Source organism: Paraburkholderia fungorum, assembly GCF_046026025.1.
Classification (GTDB): domain Bacteria; phylum Pseudomonadota; class Gammaproteobacteria; order Burkholderiales; family Burkholderiaceae; genus Paraburkholderia; species Paraburkholderia fungorum_E.
The window spans coordinates 1-15,792 of record NZ_JAQQFL010000029.1; the positions used below are offsets into that span (position 1 = coordinate 1).

19 protein-coding genes are annotated in these 15,792 nt (G+C 56.9%); 12 read left to right on the forward strand and 7 right to left on the reverse strand.

Annotation, left to right across the window (positions count from 1 at the left end; translation table 11 throughout):
• Positions 1-683 precede the first annotated feature (683 nt).
• Positions 684-2,516 carry a tetratricopeptide repeat protein gene (locus PQR67_RS26980; RefSeq protein WP_408465877.1) on the reverse strand — a complete coding sequence of 611 codons (1,833 nt, stop codon included), beginning with the start codon at positions 2,514-2,516 and terminating at the stop codon, positions 684-686.
• A gap of 394 nt (positions 2,517-2,910) precedes the next feature.
• On the opposite strand from PQR67_RS26980, the gene PQR67_RS26985 reads away from it, so the two are divergent.
• From PQR67_RS26985 to PQR67_RS27010, 6 genes are all read left to right on the forward strand, one after another.
• Positions 2,911-3,384, forward strand: coding sequence for an NADH-quinone oxidoreductase subunit E (locus PQR67_RS26985; protein WP_408465879.1), 474 nt, complete (start codon positions 2,911-2,913; stop codon positions 3,382-3,384).
• 288 nt (positions 3,385-3,672) lie between these two features.
• Positions 3,673-5,514, forward strand: a complete 1,842-nt coding sequence (locus PQR67_RS26990) for a hybrid sensor histidine kinase/response regulator (RefSeq protein WP_408465881.1) — start codon at positions 3,673-3,675, stop codon at positions 5,512-5,514.
• Positions 5,515-5,525: 11 nt separating this feature from the next.
• Entirely contained in the window at positions 5,526-6,275 is a 750-nt protein-coding gene (locus tag PQR67_RS26995) for a response regulator (protein ID WP_408465883.1), read from the forward strand.
• Between the two features lie 592 nt (positions 6,276-6,867).
• The gene (locus PQR67_RS27000; RefSeq protein WP_408465885.1) at positions 6,868-7,137 is read left to right on the forward strand and encodes a hypothetical protein; all 270 of its coding nucleotides are present in this window, start codon (positions 6,868-6,870) and stop codon (positions 7,135-7,137) included.
• 312 nt (positions 7,138-7,449) lie between these two features.
• Positions 7,450-7,824, forward strand: a complete 375-nt coding sequence (locus PQR67_RS27005; protein WP_408465887.1) for a CHAP domain-containing protein — start codon at positions 7,450-7,452, stop codon at positions 7,822-7,824.
• Positions 7,825-7,832: 8 nt separating this feature from the next.
• Positions 7,833-8,285 (forward strand): DUF3828 domain-containing protein, encoded by a 453-nt coding sequence (locus PQR67_RS27010; RefSeq protein WP_408465889.1) that lies wholly within the window; start codon positions 7,833-7,835, stop codon positions 8,283-8,285.
• 44 nt (positions 8,286-8,329) lie between these two features.
• Here the strand turns inward: PQR67_RS27010 and PQR67_RS27015 are convergent, their stop codons facing one another.
• Entirely contained in the window at positions 8,330-8,902 is a 573-nt protein-coding gene (locus PQR67_RS27015) for a P-loop nucleotide/nucleoside kinase family protein (RefSeq protein ID WP_408465891.1), read from the reverse strand.
• Positions 8,903-9,706: 804 nt separating this feature from the next.
• On the opposite strand from PQR67_RS27015, the gene PQR67_RS27020 reads away from it, so the two are divergent.
• Positions 9,707-10,048 (forward strand): hypothetical protein, encoded by a 342-nt coding sequence (locus tag PQR67_RS27020; RefSeq protein WP_408465893.1) that lies wholly within the window; start codon positions 9,707-9,709, stop codon positions 10,046-10,048.
• Positions 10,049-10,168: 120 nt separating this feature from the next.
• Here the strand turns inward: PQR67_RS27020 and PQR67_RS27025 are convergent, their stop codons facing one another.
• Genes PQR67_RS27025 through PQR67_RS27035 form a run of 3 tightly spaced genes read right to left on the reverse strand, consistent with a single transcriptional unit; the run spans position 10,169 to position 11,362 of the window.
• Entirely contained in the window at positions 10,169-10,594 is a 426-nt protein-coding gene (locus PQR67_RS27025; RefSeq protein ID WP_408465895.1) for a DUF6691 family protein, read from the reverse strand.
• Position 10,595: 1 nt separating this feature from the next.
• The gene (locus PQR67_RS27030; protein WP_408465897.1) at positions 10,596-11,030 is read right to left on the reverse strand and encodes a YeeE/YedE family protein; all 435 of its coding nucleotides are present in this window, start codon (positions 11,028-11,030) and stop codon (positions 10,596-10,598) included.
• Positions 11,027-11,362 (reverse strand): ArsR/SmtB family transcription factor, encoded by a 336-nt coding sequence (locus PQR67_RS27035; RefSeq protein ID WP_408465899.1) that lies wholly within the window; start codon positions 11,360-11,362, stop codon positions 11,027-11,029. The genes PQR67_RS27030 and PQR67_RS27035 overlap by 4 nt, the downstream gene beginning before the upstream one ends.
• An 88-nt stretch (positions 11,363-11,450) precedes the next feature.
• Between PQR67_RS27035 and PQR67_RS27040 the strand changes: the two genes are divergently transcribed.
• The 5 genes from PQR67_RS27040 to PQR67_RS27060 all read left to right on the forward strand — a co-directional run bounded on the left by PQR67_RS27040 (position 11,451) and on the right by PQR67_RS27060 (position 14,566).
• Positions 11,451-12,311, forward strand: a complete 861-nt coding sequence (locus PQR67_RS27040; RefSeq protein ID WP_408465901.1) for an MBL fold metallo-hydrolase — start codon at positions 11,451-11,453, stop codon at positions 12,309-12,311.
• A 232-nt stretch (positions 12,312-12,543) separates the two neighbouring features.
• Positions 12,544-13,131, forward strand: coding sequence for a DUF6817 domain-containing protein (locus tag PQR67_RS27045; protein WP_408465903.1), 588 nt, complete (start codon positions 12,544-12,546; stop codon positions 13,129-13,131).
• A 231-nt stretch (positions 13,132-13,362) separates the two neighbouring features.
• Positions 13,363-13,647: a hypothetical protein gene (locus PQR67_RS27050; RefSeq protein ID WP_408465905.1), complete on the forward strand. Its 285-nt coding sequence runs from the start codon at positions 13,363-13,365 to the stop codon at positions 13,645-13,647.
• A gap of 141 nt (positions 13,648-13,788) precedes the next feature.
• Complete coding sequence (locus tag PQR67_RS27055; RefSeq protein ID WP_408465907.1) at positions 13,789-14,145, forward strand: hypothetical protein; 357 nt, start codon at positions 13,789-13,791, stop codon at positions 14,143-14,145.
• 115 nt (positions 14,146-14,260) lie between these two features.
• Positions 14,261-14,566, forward strand: coding sequence for a DUF6881 domain-containing protein (locus tag PQR67_RS27060; protein ID WP_408465909.1), 306 nt, complete (start codon positions 14,261-14,263; stop codon positions 14,564-14,566).
• Positions 14,567-14,650: 84 nt separating this feature from the next.
• Here PQR67_RS27060 and PQR67_RS27065 read toward each other — a convergent pair whose 3' ends face one another.
• Both PQR67_RS27065 and PQR67_RS27070 read right to left on the reverse strand, forming a co-directional pair.
• Positions 14,651-15,091, reverse strand: coding sequence for a hypothetical protein (locus PQR67_RS27065; RefSeq protein ID WP_408465910.1), 441 nt, complete (start codon positions 15,089-15,091; stop codon positions 14,651-14,653).
• 140 nt (positions 15,092-15,231) lie between these two features.
• Positions 15,232-15,639, reverse strand: coding sequence for a hypothetical protein (locus tag PQR67_RS27070; RefSeq protein ID WP_408465911.1), 408 nt, complete (start codon positions 15,637-15,639; stop codon positions 15,232-15,234).
• Between the last annotated feature and the right edge of the window lie 153 nt (positions 15,640-15,792).

Sequence of the window (15,792 nt, forward strand, 5' to 3'; positions counted from 1 at the left end):
TCTGTTTCCAGGATAGCTCAGCAGCAACACAATGCCAGGTCTTTTGCAGACCTTCCTTAACAGCCGCCGACTTTCCCGTGCCACAAAACGCGCAAGTATTTCCTTTGAGCCCTCTCGCTATGGCGCTCCATCTCGTTCGGATAGGCGAGCTTTATGAGTCTTGGCAAAGTCGTATTCTTCATGCGAGCTTTGGTTGCGAAGCCTCATCGACGATAACTTCTAACTGCTGTTGGACAATGAGCAGGTGGGCGAGCGACTCTCGCTGCAAGCCGAGAGTCGTGTCCAACGAAGCGCGGCATCGGATGATGCATGGTGGACGCCCTGATCACGTTCACCTATGAAGTGCTGCCTATGGAAAAGCCGAGCATCGAAACGTACGTGGGCTGGCCAGTCAGCGTTAGATGGCGCTGTCGAATGACCGTTGTCGAGCAAGGCCAACGTCTGTTCCGGGTCGCAAGTAAGCATCCGCTTGCGGTGAGACCCGTCACTCGCATTCGCCGATGTGCGAATGACTGGAAAGTGATTCGTAGCCGCCTTATCAACGCCGATGCTCGAATGACGGCAAAGGCCGTCAACTACGGTCTTAGACCTACCATCGAAATGGCCATTCGCTGCACCCGGGCAACGATGCGTCGGGAGCCACCGCTCGCGCCGACAACCACCCACCCATCGCAAATCCCCTGCTACTTCACCCCCTCCGCCATCCTCACCAACTCCCGCCTCACCATGGCTCTCTCAATGAAATTAACCGGGCACTCCACGCTCGCCGCGTCAAAACTCTGCCTTGCGCCGGTCGCATCGCCTTGAGCCAGCCGCCACTCTCCAAGATAAGCGTCTGCTTCGCATAGCTGGCCCTCTCGATCCTGCATGCTGCTGCGATTGATAGCCGACTGCAACATCGCAGCATTCGCTTTACCCATGTAGAACGCCAGCACCGGGAACGGCCAAACAGCCGCATCCAAGTGCGCGGCCCCCTCCTCGAGGACCGTTCTATCGTCGACATTCAACCTAAGCGCAACAAGATGTCGCCAGATCGCGACATAGTACGAAGTTGCTGCCAAAGCATCGATCTTCCCTTTGCGCTGCAATTCTTGCCATCTTTCAAGGTCCGCTTCTGCTCGACGAAAGTCCCCGGTGTAAAACGACAACTGCGCGCGTCCGTAGAGGAGCTGTCCTTTGTCCGGGGCAGCGCGATTGGCGATTTCGTAGTCGTGGGCGGCGTCCTGGTATTGGCCCAGCGTGGTTTCATCGTCAGCGAGAAAGATACGGTTGTCTATATCCGTCGGGGAGATCCGCAAGATTGCCTGATATTCCTTAATCGCAGATGCGTAGTCACCTCTGTGTTCCAACGCGACCGCAAGGTCATGCCGAAGACTTATGTCGGCTGGCATCAGCCGGATTGCGCGCGCGAGAACTTCCATCGATTCTTCGCTGCGGTGTGAATGTTCAAGCGCTTCCGCCCACAGCGAGTACCCTCTCGCACTGCTCGGAGCAAGGCGGGTCGCTTCAACAAAGTCTGCAATAGCATTGTCGTAGTTCCCCTGATGATCATAGGCCAGTCCCCGCAGTCGAAGCAGAAGGTCGTCACTCGGTTGAAGTGCAATCGCTTGCGAGTAGTCAGAAATCGTGTGCGTCAAATCGCCCATTTCTAGATATGACTCCGCGCGTCCGCTGAACAACAACGCATCGCCCGGCTGCATTTTTAAGGCCGATGTGTAGGCTTCTATCGATTCAGAATACTTATGCTGATCGCGCAAGGCGATCGCCAGACCCCGCATGGAATTCAGATCGCTCGGGTCTAGTCTCAACGCGGTGTTGAACTCAGATTCGGCGCCATCCAGATTGCCCATAGTGTAAAAGGCGACCGCTTTTCCAAAATGGGCGCGAGGATCGAATGGTGCCTGTGCAATAGCGGCGTCATAGTCAAGAAGTGCGTTCTGCGCGTCGCCCTTGCCGCAATACGCATTACCTCTAGAAATATAGACGTTCGCGCTTTGATTGCCGCTATTGATAGCATGGCTAAAGCTCTCGATGGCCACGGCATATTGCTTGAGCGCGAACTGCAGGTTGCCAAGGTTCAACCAGGCGTGTGGGTCGTCATGCTGGAGTTGCAGCGCCGATGTGAAATCTCGCGCGGCCGCGTCGGTCTCGCCAAGTTGCCGGTGCGCAAGGCCACGATTGTTGAAAGCCGCCGCGGTTGGATGTATGTCGAGCGCCCGAGTGTAGTTCCGTATGGTGCTCAGGTACTGTTTCGTTTTGGCAGACAGCTTAGCCTGCTCAAAATACAGCGCAGATCTCGCGGGTGCTCCAATCGCGGGGTCGTCGCTGATGTCGCGTCCGAAGACTGCCATGGCTTCGGGGGCATGCCGATAACGCAGAAACTCGCTGCTGATATCGATAGGCTTGGTGAAGTTGGCGTATGCAGAAAGACTAACTGCCCACAATGAGAAGAGTAAGGTTCGATGGATGTTCACTATTTTTGACCGTTTCGCGCTTCTCTTAATATCGACGGTCAATTCTGAATCTTTAGGCCCGGAGGCAGGAAAGCCGCGGCGAGCAAGTCGCCGATTGTGCTTGCCGCCATGCCAATGCCTTACCCAACCAGCCAAACGCAAACACTTAGCCCGCTTGGTTGAACGCTACGCCGCTGCCTTGATTTATAATCATCAAGCCATCGGGAAACACCCGGCGGCCAGGTTTAGCAGCCTGCCTCTGTACCCGCACACCCGCTCAGGCGGGTCGTGCGTCTACCTTTGCACGTCTGTTGTTTTCAATGGGCGGGCTGTGGTGGGGGAGCCGCAAGGCTCGCCGGTATGGTATAGGCCGGTCTGCTAACCCTTCTACGTGCCCGCTCACCCACTTCCCCAAGCGAGTGTCGGGCGATCCAAGAAGTATCAGGGAGGTCGCACCATGAACACCAAATCTACAAAGCAATCCCAACCCGCTTCACGCCCGCCTGTCGACGCGCTCCAGTACGAAAAACTTGCACTCTCCACCTTCGACCTCTGCAACCGGCAATTGAGCCAACTCAACACACTGATCACACTCGGGTCTTCAATATGTAGGAATCCTGCCATCACGAGCGATGAAAGACGACGTCAGCAGACCATGCTTGAATTGCTTGTCGACACAGCAGAGCAATATCAGCGGGAGCTCGAGTGTGACCGTGAGCTGTATCAGGTGATCGCACTCGATGCGAAGGGCATCCCTCAAAGCCGCATCACCGCAAACCGTGCAGCGCGCCTTCTAGCAGAGGCATCACAAATAGCGGCGACAGAAACACCGGCAACCACGAAGCCCAGCCCGGCCAAACAAACGTCAGCCAAACCCGCAACGAGCGTAGAAGCAGACGCTGCCCAACAGCCGGCTCCCACGCAGCACTAACCATCGAGAACGTGAGCGACTTCAGTCGTTCAAATTTGTAGGATGCCTGCCCCAAAATCACAAGCATGGACGAGCGCCACAAGCAGACGTGGGCAGGCGTCGTACAAACCCAAACACTTTCAACCGTTCGCCATCGATCGAGCCCGGAAAGATGTAGCCGCTCCTGCTCTGCCAGCCGCCTCCAAACCGCTACATTTGTAGGTATAACTTTGAACCGCGCCCTGCTATCCTGTTCGAATTGCACGCTGCCCTATCCGCAGGCGGCGAATTTCCTGATCGAGCGTCGTCATGAGATCGTCGGGCCTCAGGGTGCGCAGGTTCAGCTCGGCGGCTCAGGAGCGCGCGTTCCGGTGGGACTACGCGCGCCGCTTCTCCGGACAGCGCAGACTCGCCATCGCAATCTTCACGGCGTTGTGGATCGTATTTTCCATCCGCGATTTCCCCCGGTTAAACGTACTCGATCCCGCCCATCTGCACCACAACGAACTCATTCTCCTGCGAGTCGCCGCAGCGATCGGAATGGCGATTCCCGTACTGTTCTGGACCCCGCGCGCGCTCGATGAGCGTTGGGCCGTCGGGCTGCTCAGTGTCTGGACGATCAGTTGCTGGTTCGCCACCCTGAGAATGCTGCAGTTCTATCCGGGCGACCTTGGCTGGCGGGAAGTCTATCCGGTGCTGATGCTTTGTCTTTTCGTGATATTCATGGCCTTTCGGCTTCGGGTCATCACGGCGGCCTGGTTAATCGGGATATGCATCGTCAGCTATCTGATCATGCTTTATTTCAAACCCGTCGGCGGGAGTGTCGAACTGCGCGTGGAGTCGGTGGCTGCGCACGCCACGATGCTGCCGTTGATGGCTGTCGTAGGTGTGCTGCTCAGCATCCCGCTGGAACGCGCCGCGAGGCGCGAATTCATGTACCGGCGCACCTTGCGCGCGGCCAAGGCTCGCGTCGAAGCGGCATCGCGCGCGGTCAACGAGCAGAACAGACGCATGCAAGAGCTCGTCAAGGAGAAAGAGCGATTCTTTTCATCGGCGTATCACGACATTCAGCAGCCTCTCGCCGCCATCAACCTTTTCATCCGAAGCGCCCGGACGAGGATCAGGGACGGATACTCCGTGGATCGCGAGCTCGATGTCGTCGAGGAGACCGCGTCCGACATCCTCGAAATGTTCAAGGACATTCAGGACTACAGCGAGCTGGGTTCCTATGTTCCCCATGTCGTACCAGTCGATACCCACGGCCTGTTGACCGAGGTCTTCGAGCAATACCGGGAGACGGCCCGATTGCGTGGCATCGATCTAAGAATCGCGGGGCGGCGAAGGTACCCGCCGTCCATCGAAACCGACCGATCGCTCTTCAAGCGGTCAGTATCGAATCTCGTATCGAACGCGATCAAGAACACGTCATCGGGTGGCGTTGTGCTTGGCTGGGTGCAACTGAATGACCGGCTGCGCGTCGATGTTTGGGATACCGGCATCGGCATTGCGCCCGCCCATCGGGACGCGATCTTCTCCGAGTACTATCAGATCAACAATCCGGGGCGCGACCGTTCGAAAGGGCTGGGACTGGGGCTGTCGATTGTGCATCGTGCGATCCATATTCTGCCGGGACACGGTATGAGTTTCGCCTCCGTGGAAGGGCGCGGATCGCGCTTTTCCCTTTACGCGACGGTATCGGCATCAACCCCGGCCGTCGGGGCACGTGCTCAGGATGGCGACGTCTACACGCCCGATCTCACTGGCACGTTCATGCTCCTGTGCGACGATGAACCTACCGTCCTCGAAGGCCTGCGGCGTCTTTTCTCAAGCGCGGGCGCGCTCGTGTACGCCGCCGAGTCGATGGCCGGATTCGAAGCCATCCTTGCCGATGACAGCCGCATTCCCGATCTCATCGTCGCCGATATCCGTCTGCGCGAAGGCGCTACCGGCAAGGAGGTCGCTAATCGGATCAGACGTCATTTCGCGTGGGCGGGTGTTATTCCCGTCGCATTTATCACCGGCGAGCTACTGTCCGATCACGTCCTTCGCGACTTCCCCGAACCGTTCGTGCTATTGCGCAAGTCCCCGGCCCCCAAAGACCTGCTGGCGGATATCAGCCGGTACGTGACCGCTCAGCGGAGACAGTTCTAGGAGGCGATGGAATGCGCGTACTGATCGTCGACGACCATGAACTGTTCAGAGCCGGATTGGCGCTTCTACTGACGGAGCTCTTTCCGAACATCGAGTTGCTGCACGCGAGCACATTGTCGCAGGGGGTGAATCATGCGCTTTGCGAGCTCCTGAACATCGTTTTTCTCGATCTCGACCTGCCCGATGGCAACGGTTGCAACGCGCTTGCCGAATTGAAGGAGTCGCGACCGTCGCTACCGGTGATCGTGATATCGGCCGATGAACGAGTGGAAACCATCAGTCGATGCATCCAGCTTCGCGCCATGGGATACGTGCCCAAATCGTCGCCGCCTGAAGCGCTTCGTGCGGCGATAAGCGCGGTGCTTGTCGGGGGCGTGTTCCTGCCAGCCTCCAGCATCGCCAGCCTCAGTCGTGATATGGACACTGACAAGGCTCCGGCAAATAGCCCTGCGGATAGACAGCCGCGCGCTAAATCGGAAACGAGCAATGCATCCGAGTTGGGACTCACACCGAGAGAGTTCGAAACGTTGGCGTGGCTGGCGCGCGGACTTCCGTCCAAGGCCATTGCCCTGAGAATGGGGCTCGAGGACATTACGGTACGGAAATACGTCAGTCATCTGCTTGCGCATTTCAATCTGCGGCGCCGTACAGAACTCATCGTCATGCTGGCGAATAGAGGGGTCAAGCTCGGCGTCCCACCGGTCACGGATCCGGCGCTTGACCGAAGCCTGCCGGCTGCCGGCGGGCACCCAACCGACTGACTTCAACCGGCGTGCCTTCGATCGATCGCGACCCGGTATGTCACCGGAATCGGCCGATCACAGTACCTACATCTTTCGCCGACGATTGCTGTTCACTGCCTACGCATGTGCGTTGCGACGGCGTTTCGCCTGACCAAGAATGAATATGACAGCAACGCTGATGGGGCATTCGTCGAGTGCACCCGGAGCGGTGGGTCGTCGTGATGAGCTAAACCGGCCTTGGCTCGTGCGAAACGCGGATAACGAATCGCACGAATGGAAAACTCAACGTAGATAAAGGAACCAACATGAAATCACCTCTGATAGTCGCATCCACTGTCGTGCTGTTTGTCGCGGCCAGTGTTGCGCATTCGCAAGGCACACCGCAAGCCTCTCAACCCGCCCCGCAAGAAAACACCGCGACACAAGCGTCTGACCCGAGTGCGGGGATGGAAGCATACGGCGGTACGCCCGACACACGAGTACAAAGCGGTGCAAAAAATGTCAGACCGTGCCGGGTGGATCCACAATGCAACGTTTTTTTCGGAGGGAGCTAACAAAAGTCTGACGGCGCGGGAGCCATGCAACTCGTCGATGACGAAAAGGTGAAGAAATGAAAGTGCAACCCTCGGCCGTAACCATCGCGCTATTCCTGCTCACCGCGGCCGGCGCTGCCGACTCTCAGGAAATGCAACCGTCAGACGTCGCTAGCCACTCATCCAGTCAACAACCAATAAATTCATCGCAGCGGGCGATGCCGATGGACGGCGACAGTACGTGGGACTATGGCGCCCAACCGGGCGGACGCAATGGTTACGGCAAAACCCGAGACGGTCAACCGTGCGTGGTGGGCCTATCGTGCGATATCTATCAGGGCAGCTAATCTGGGTGGCTGTGCGCGATAAACCATATAGCTGACGTAGAACCGAGCCCGCTCCAACGTCAGCTATGGCCGATGAGCCACCGGGCAGAGCCAAAACGCAACTCAGCGCATACCGCTACACAACGGTCCAAGCATGTCGTGGATGCCGAACGTCATCATCGCGAGAAACGCCACCAGCCCATTAACATAATGATCGGGCCACAATGCAACCGGCATAACATCACCGCTCCAGACCGAATTTCACCGCGGCGACGAATCCCATGTGTTAGCGTTCCAACGCGAGCGCCAACTCAATCTTTAAGGGAGATAAAAATGCCGTTCGATAAATCCTCAGCAGCGAGCTACGCAGACGACCATGCACAATCGCACAGCACAGGTAACTGCGCAAAATACGTGCGCAAGGCCATCGAATCGGGCGGAATCTCCCTGCACCACGCCCACTACGCCAAAGACTACGGCCCACTTCTTGAGGCCGTCGGCTTTCGTCAAGCGACCGGCGAACCGCAAACAGGCGATGTGATCGTGATACAGCCAGCCCCAGGAAATCCTGCAGGCCACATGGCGATCTTCGACGGCTCCGTATGGGTGTCCGATTTCAAACAAACGCACTCTGACTCTCAAGGCTTCTATCCGGGCGCGTCTTATCGACAATCGAAGCCGGCATACAAAATCTACCGATACAACTGAGACGAAAGATGAAGAAGCTATTAACCCTCGCCGTGTCGGTACTGCTGCTGGTTGGCGGCTTGCTTTTCCAGCAAAGAGCGTTCGCGGATAGCGCAACTCCTGACGCAAGCACGAAAGCGTTTTACGCCTGGTATATCAAGCTGGAATCCAAAGACACCTACCCTTTGCTGGACAAGGGCATCTATGTCTACGTGACCAAAACCACGGTCGACAAACTCCGAAGCGCTTACCGCCATAACAGGTTGCCCGGCGACGCCGACTATTTCACGAAGGTCCAGGATTACGACGAACAGGACTGGTCGAACAACATCGCAACACACCAGGCGATCATGCTCGACGATGTTGCGATTGTTCCAGTTACTTTCGGCTCGAAAGACAAGATCAGCGTGCTGGTGTTTCTGCGCAAGCAAGGCGACGGATGGAAGATCACCAAAGTCGATGACACGCTCGATTTTCAATAGCCACGCCTAATGCAAGCGGCCAGCTGCAGCCATTAGGATTGCTGCTACCCCGACAATCCGATGCCGTCCGCGCTCCGACAACGGACATTCCCTGTCTCGTCGTACACCACGATGTCGAATCCTTCGCCTGGCGCGGGCGGGACGAAATGGCGGGTGATTAGCTCATACTCCGCTTCGGATGTCTGGAACGGATGCTCGCCTGACGCGTTCCTCGCCCTTAAACGAGCTTTGCAAATTTCATCGCTCACATCCAGATAGTGAAGCCGATGATCGCACCCGGCGGTTCGAAATAAAGAGTGCCCCCACGCACGGGTGTTAGTCGTATTAAACGGGAAATCCAGAACCACCGACGTTCCTGCTGAAAGGAGCGATTGAATGTGATCGGTGAGGACCGTCTTGATGCGCCCTGCACAACGCACATAGTCGGCCAGTGTATGGATTTCGTCCGGATAAAGATGTGCCATCCATACATCTTCGCTAATCAGGATCGCCCGCTGGTCCTTCATCAAGCGCGCGGTCAGCGTGGACTTGCCCGAGGCAATTTTGCCGCAGACCATATGGAGAACCGCTGCGTTATTAGCGGCAACACCCTCAACTAACCTGCTCTCACTCGTCATTTCCAGGCACTCCGATTAAGGCCCAGAAAGCAAAAACCCGCCTTCTGGGCGGGTTGTGATTGCGTATGGTCAACCCAATAGCTATCCCGCCGAGACTGTCGCGGCGCTAATAATCGAGTTGATCTGAGATTGATTCATGTGCGAAAGCATACGGCAGTGGGCGAATCGAGACAAGCAAGCGTTGCGCTGAATAATCCAATCACCTGGAAATGACCAAAACAAAGTGGACATCGTGGCTAAAGTCAGCCATAGAAAAGCCGATATCAAGTCATGGAGTCAAGCAGACGGTTGACGATAAAACTGGTCAGGATGGCGTGAAGGAATCGAAACTGACAGTTGCGCCGACGGCTGAAGCCAGCGCGGCCAAGTGATGCTGGTTTGCTGAGTATCGCAGTGGATTCCGACACAGCAACGCCCGCATAACGCGGGCGTTGCTGTGTCGAAGCGAACGGTTATAGCAAGACCGGGAATCGTGCAACCGGCGACCGGAACGGCAGGAACATGTGGAGTCTTATTTCCCGCGAATCGGAGCCGATGCGCGCAATACCTTGGGCACGGCTATCAGCAGTTGGGAGCCTCTGCCGATGCTCGCAAACCAGGACGTTGTCACAATTGTTTCCGTTCGCGCCGTCGACCTCGGCATCGCCTCCTGGCGAACACAGGTTTTTGAAAGTTGGCCGGGCCGCCAATGGCCATCGAAGATGAATTCCCCATGAGCGTCTCGTCGGTCGGCTTACGTCTTTTGCATGACGCGGGCAACGAGACCGCGATTCTCGAGAAACGACAATTACAGGAGTAACTCGCATGAGCTTTCATACGCTAGTTTGGGTCCATCCATTCGACGGCGAACCGCTGGCTATATCGAGCGCCCAGGATGAGATTACGACGTTGCTTGACGAACGTGCTCTGAGCCACGATGTCCTGAAGAATTTGTTCGAAGCGTGTGGTTCAGCGCTGCCGGCGTCATCTCCCACTTTATTCTTTCTTGATAGCTGGTCGGTTGCCGATCTGTTCGGAGAAGTTGCTCGATGTTTACCGCACGCTTCGTTCGCGGTAAAGGGAGTCGGGGAAGAACCGCGTGACATATGGGTGCGAGAGTACGCCGACGGAGCCGCGACGTTCGAGGCCGGGCCATTCCAAGAATAAGGTAGACGTTGGCAAACCACGTTCGAAGATGCGACGTGGTGTCGAACGGCTGCTGTTGAATTGATCCGGTGTATACGGCGGGTCGCTTGGCCACACACGGGAATGTGTGCGAGGTTACGGTCAGTTGGTTTGGGTAGCGCGTGGCTCGGCCAGAGCGAAAATCTTCATGCCAACGAGCATGGCGATGACGAACAGCGTCGCTTTAAACTCGCCGCTGCCGGCGCTCACGAGGGCCGGTCCCGGGCAGAATCCTGCCAGCCCCCAGCCGGCGCCGAACATGGCGCTGCCAGCAAGTAGGCGGCGGTCAATGCGCGTCGCGGTCGGCAGCGACATGGGCGCGTTGAACACGCTCCGCTTGAGCCTGCGTGCAATCGCGAAGCCGACACTGCCAACTGCGATCGCGCCGGCCATGACAAACGCCAGTGATGGGTCCCAGTGGCCGGCGATATCGAGAAAGCCCAGCACCTTCGCTGGGTTGGCCATGCCGGAAACGATCAGTCCCGTGGCGAATATCAGACCGGCCAGCAGCGCGTTGAAAATCAGCATGTCAAAGCCCCAGCAGATGACGGGTCACGAAAACGGTCAAAAAGCCCATTGCCATGAACGTCGCGGTGGCCGCAAGCGAGCGGACCGAACCGCGCGAGAGGCCGCATACGCCGTGACCACTGGTGCAACCGGACGCATAGCGGGTACCGATGCCAACGAGCAGACCGGCCACAACGAGCACCGGCGGCGATGACGCAATCGTGACGGCCGGCAATGCCGCGAAAAGCCTGAATATCCAGGGCGCGGCAAATAGTCCGAGCAGGAACGCAGTGCGCCAGGCACGATCGCTGGATGTTGTGTCGAGCAGGCCACCAAGAATCCCGCTGATGCCGGCGATACGGCCGTTCCCGAGCACCAGCAGCGTTGCCGCGAGACCGATCAGCAAGCCGCCGGCGAGTGCGGGAAGCGGCGTGAAGTGAGCAAGGTCGATGCTCATTTCAGGCGTCCTTTGACTTTGCCGCAATAGAGGTTCGACAACGTCTCCATGATGCTTAAGACTTCGGCGCTCGCGAGACTGTAGTACATGTACTTTCCCTCGCGCCGCGTACTAACGAGGCCTTCTTCGCGCAGCACGCCAAGATGCTGCGAAAGGCTCGGCTGATGAAGGCCGACCGCCGCTTCCAGTTCTCCAACGTTGTGTTCGCCTTCGATCAGTTGGCATAGCAGCAGCAGACGGTCCTCCTGCGCCATGGCTTTGAGGAGGGCGCAGCATTTCGTCGCGGACTGCCGCAGCGAGTCGAGCGCGGCGGGAGACAAAGGTGTGTTCATCGATCGGCATCCTTCGACCTGACAATCAGGTTGACCTACAGTATATGAAAATATATATTGTTTTTCAATGTATTGACTGGAGCATTCGATGAAACCACTGGTAGAAGCGTTCTTTGATCGGACCACCTGTACCGTTACCTATGTCGTTCACGCCGGCGATGGCTCTGCGTGTGCCGTGATCGATTCGGTGCTCGACTACGACCCGAAGGCAGGCCGTACCTCGACTCAATCGGCCGACAAGGTCGTGGAATTTGTGCAGGCGCGCGGCCTGCGTGTTGAATGGCTGCTGGAAACGCATGCCCACGCGGACCATCTGTCGGCCGCGCAATATCTGAAGACACGACTGGGAGGAAGGATTGCCATCGGCGAGAGCATTCGCGCAGTGCAGGGTGTATTCAAGCGTATCTTCAACCTGAGTGCGCACCTGCCGGACGACGGTCAGCAGTTCGATCATCTGTTCACTGCCGGCGAGACGTTCCAGATCGGCGAACTGAGTGCGCACGCCATACACGTGCCAGGGCACACGCCGGCTGACGTGGCGTACCAGATCGGAGACGCGGTTTTTGTCGGCGACACGATGTTCATGCCGGACGTAGGTAGCGCACGGTGCGATTTTCAGGGTGGTGACGCGCATACGCTTTATCGCTCAGCACGCAAACTGCTGTCGCTACCTGACCAGACCCGGCTTTATATGTGTCATGACTACCCTCCGCAGTCGCGTGAACCACAATGGCAAACCACAGTGGCAGAACAACGCAAGGGCAATATTCATCTTTATGACGGCAACTCCGAAGTTGCGTTCGTCGCGATGCGCACCGCACGCGACCGGACGCTTGATATGCCTACGCTCATTCTTCCGGCTGTCCAGGTCAACATTCGTGCAGGCTCATTGCCTGAACCGGAAGACAACGGCACGCGTTATCTGAAAATTCCACTCGGCGCGTTGTAGAGCGCGCATTTACGCAAAACAGCGTCACGTTCAAGAGAGCGTTGCCGAGCGGCGATTGAAGCCTGAACGGCACGTATCTGACTGATTGGGGACGTTCACGGCCTCGCCCGGGAAGGTTGGCTCCGGGTCGACCTCAGCCGGTTGTCGTCGGACTCAGTTCGGCCACTTTGAGACGTTCGACAGGTTGGGCTAGATCGTTAACAATTCAGCACCGTTGACCGTGAGAGGGCTCATGCTTGAGCAACTACAACGCGAAGTCCGCAAGTTCGGCACCGATCAGATTTTTCATTTTGGAAGACCGCTCACATCGCATCTTGTCGAGACCAGCAGATGGCTTACGACATGGGGCAGCCCACGCGCTCTAGTTGCAGCCGGTGCCTTTCACAGTATCTATGGGACTGAAGAGTTTCGTGAAAGAGCCGTCTCGCTGGAGCGACGCCCAGAGATACGGGAGATCATTGGCGAAGAGGCCGAGGCGCTTGTCTATCTCTTTTGCCTGGCGGATCGTCATGCGCTCTTCTCTGCCCAAGCGGCAGGTTCTTACTCGGTTCCTCTTCCATCCCTTGGAACCCGCGCGGAACTTGATGAACCGACGTTCGCTGCACTTTTGGAACTGGAAGCGGCAAATATCGTCGATAGCGCATTGCATCAGGCGGACGCTCCATCCACCGCAGGACGGTTCTGGTTGGAACGGTTTGAGTCAGTCAAACCTTGGCTCTCTGACAGGGCCTACCACACTGCCCGCGACGTCTTGACGACTTGGCGCGCGGAGGCGGTTCGTGAGCGAATGAGGATGGAGGGATGGTTGACCGATATCTAGCCGGACGACTTTGTGTTGACGTCGCTCGGCTACGAAGGAATGAGTGACCGCTTTCAAGCGCGACGACTGTCCCTTGTGGGTCGACAAGGGAAATTCGCGGCGAGGTTGGGATAGGAGCCTGACGCGCGGTAGCCGAACTTCCGGGTTCGGCCAGTTTGTGCCACTCGACGTCTCCCGGACAATCGTCGACAATTCGCGCACCCAAAGGAAAAGCCATGAGGACGGCATTGGATGACGAAGGCGCTAGGTTACCTTCATGAAGTTTGGTATTGCCCAGACGGGCGCGGCAACTATCTTCCCGCATGCATCCCGCATGGGCCGGACGGAGACGCCGCTCGGAGCCTCAACGAACCTGGCAGTGAATGGGTATGGACGTTCTGGGCATCGTCACATATTCAGGCGATGAACACTTACTACGAGTTCGTCGGCTACGGAAAATACAGCGCCCGTTACGACGACGATCTCCTTCCCTATTCGCAAGCTATGTATGAACGCCAAGCCGCGTGCTTAAAGTGAGAATGACCGTCGTCCTCGGTCGTGCGACGCAGCGCGGCCATGAAGAGACGGTCGACTGATTCGCCAGGACTAGTGACAATTGCTGCTCCAGCCATATCGTGCCGTTATTAATTCGCAGGCTTTAATGTAGGGAGCATCAGTATGCGATTCGTGGTTCTTTGCGCAAACTGGCTGATAGCAGGCGCCATCGTGATCGGAATGGCTAATTCCGCGTTGCGATATCATGAAGTGGCTTTCTATCATTCGCTGGTGATCGCGCCGTTTGCCCTGGCCATTTGCGCGTTTCGCGCATGGTCACGTCGTTGGCTGAGATTTTTAGCATTTGGTGTGAACGCGGTGTACTCCCTAGTTTTTGTGGTTGGGATTGTCCAACTGTTGGGAATCTTCCAAGCCTCTTCGGCTGCGGCGTCGAGTGCTTTAGTTGCGCTGCCGTGCATCGCTAACGCTTGCCTTACGTGGCCGTGGACGAGTACCGCCAATGATCAACTTGCCGGTTGAGGAAAACTTGCCATCGGACCGGGATCGGCCAGGAACGGCGCGTCGACTCCGCCGCGCGAATCGTCGACAATGACAGTGCCGAAACAGGTCGGGGCAAACGCACGAGGAGGGAAAGATGGACGAGGCGTTCCAGCTGATATTTATCGATGTTGCATGGACACACGATTTCGAGGCGGAACCAATTCGACTCGTCTCGCAGCTTGACAACGAGCGTTATGAAGTTCGCAAGCTCGAGTTCTTCCGCGACGGCCGGGTTGGATACGCCGATGGTCACAAGTCGGAAATGGGAACTCAGCTTGGGAAGCTGCCTGTCCCGCCATTGGCCGAGATAAATTCAGATACCCAGTTCAACGCTCGCCTCATTGAGCCGACGCTGTTTAATCGCCTGTGGTCACAGCACGCCTCCGGCACCGGGGGATAAAGCGCCGTTCAGCCATGAAGAGACGTTCAACTGACAGTCGTAAGCGTGATTGCCAAGATCGTCGTTGCGACAACTCCCCCGCACTTAAATAAACGCTCTGTAGGCGTACCAAGATAGGTAGAAGGCAACCGTTCCAAAAAACAGAATTGACCCGGTGACAATCCATCGGCCAGTCGACCATTTTCGGCTGAGACCGACGTAACCGACAAATCCATAGATCATGGATGGACCCAAAAGCCATAAAACGAAGATTGTCAAAATCCACCAAGGGACGTCACAAGCATCAATTTCGTAACATCCGTGATATGGCTTTTCCGGCCAGTGGTTCAGCCGACCCAAATCGCCTAGAAGCAATGCCATGGCAAACCCGGTTGCCGTGGCAAGCAAAGTGCCCCATAGCCGCTTCATTTCATTTCCCAGAACGGAATCTGCTTTGACTTGCTCAAGTTCGCCGCCGACACGCGACGAACGGCCGGTCCGGAGCGTTAAGCGGCCTTCGTTGCTTCGATCGAGGAGCGTAGGCAAAGGCTGATCAACTGCCGGAGGCCGATGTTGACCGCGCAACTCTGACGACCACTAGTGGCCACCACACCGCTGCGATGAAAAAGGCGCGAGCGATCGCGCCTTTTCTCTGCACGATGACGACCAACCAGAATTTCAACGAATCAGTTATCGAGAATATTGCCAGGTGCACAAAGGTTCATCGACTTCATAGGCATTGATCCGCGAAGATCCTCCTTGGGGATAAGGGCGAACGCTGACCAGTCGGCTTCATTCACGTAGACCACGCCAGCTTTGCACAGCAGATGCGCTTGCCTTGGTTTCGTATCGCACCACGCACCATCTAGCGCGCATCGTTCCCATTGCGGTATGACGACGAGCGGTTTCACTGCTCCCTTATCCACCTTCGTGTACGACTGCACGTCGCGCGTCGCTATGGACATGCGCATGAAATCGAAGTTTGCACTTACTGGACGTGCAGCTTCGGCATCCGCGTAATGTCTGTGAAGGTTGACTACATAAAAGCAGGTCGCCCCAAACAGTACCGTCACCGTCGAAAGGACAGCGACCAAGGACACTCTTCTGGAGGTCAATCGAGCACCGCGCGTGAACAAGTACCCAAACAACGTGAACCCTACGAAACACGTGACGGCTATGAGGAACCATATACCGAATGACCGATTTTCGCAGTCGTATCCACACGCCGGCGCGAAGGTGAGCACTAT

Excerpts from the sequence above, each read along its gene's own strand:
- PQR67_RS26985 (WP_408465879.1), top strand. The coding sequence starts at position 2,911 with ATGAACACCAAATCTACAAAGCAATCCCAACCCGCTTCACGCCCGCCT.
- PQR67_RS26990 (WP_408465881.1), top strand. The coding sequence starts at position 3,673 with ATGAGATCGTCGGGCCTCAGGGTGCGCAGGTTCAGCTCGGCGGCTCAG.
- PQR67_RS26995 (WP_408465883.1), top strand. The coding sequence starts at position 5,526 with ATGCGCGTACTGATCGTCGACGACCATGAACTGTTCAGAGCCGGATTG.
- PQR67_RS27000 (WP_408465885.1), top strand. The coding sequence starts at position 6,868 with ATGAAAGTGCAACCCTCGGCCGTAACCATCGCGCTATTCCTGCTCACC.
- PQR67_RS27005 (WP_408465887.1), top strand. The coding sequence starts at position 7,450 with ATGCCGTTCGATAAATCCTCAGCAGCGAGCTACGCAGACGACCATGCA.
- PQR67_RS27010 (WP_408465889.1), top strand. The coding sequence starts at position 7,833 with ATGAAGAAGCTATTAACCCTCGCCGTGTCGGTACTGCTGCTGGTTGGC.
- PQR67_RS27015 (WP_408465891.1), bottom strand. The coding sequence starts at position 8,902 with ATGACGAGTGAGAGCAGGTTAGTTGAGGGTGTTGCCGCTAATAACGCA.
- PQR67_RS27020 (WP_408465893.1), top strand. The coding sequence starts at position 9,707 with ATGAGCTTTCATACGCTAGTTTGGGTCCATCCATTCGACGGCGAACCG.
- PQR67_RS27025 (WP_408465895.1), bottom strand. The coding sequence starts at position 10,594 with ATGCTGATTTTCAACGCGCTGCTGGCCGGTCTGATATTCGCCACGGGA.
- PQR67_RS27030 (WP_408465897.1), bottom strand. The coding sequence starts at position 11,030 with ATGAGCATCGACCTTGCTCACTTCACGCCGCTTCCCGCACTCGCCGGC.
- PQR67_RS27035 (WP_408465899.1), bottom strand. The coding sequence starts at position 11,362 with ATGAACACACCTTTGTCTCCCGCCGCGCTCGACTCGCTGCGGCAGTCC.
- PQR67_RS27040 (WP_408465901.1), top strand. The coding sequence starts at position 11,451 with ATGAAACCACTGGTAGAAGCGTTCTTTGATCGGACCACCTGTACCGTT.
- PQR67_RS27045 (WP_408465903.1), top strand. The coding sequence starts at position 12,544 with ATGCTTGAGCAACTACAACGCGAAGTCCGCAAGTTCGGCACCGATCAG.
- PQR67_RS27050 (WP_408465905.1), top strand. The coding sequence starts at position 13,363 with ATGACGAAGGCGCTAGGTTACCTTCATGAAGTTTGGTATTGCCCAGAC.
- PQR67_RS27055 (WP_408465907.1), top strand. The coding sequence starts at position 13,789 with ATGCGATTCGTGGTTCTTTGCGCAAACTGGCTGATAGCAGGCGCCATC.
- PQR67_RS27060 (WP_408465909.1), top strand. The coding sequence starts at position 14,261 with ATGGACGAGGCGTTCCAGCTGATATTTATCGATGTTGCATGGACACAC.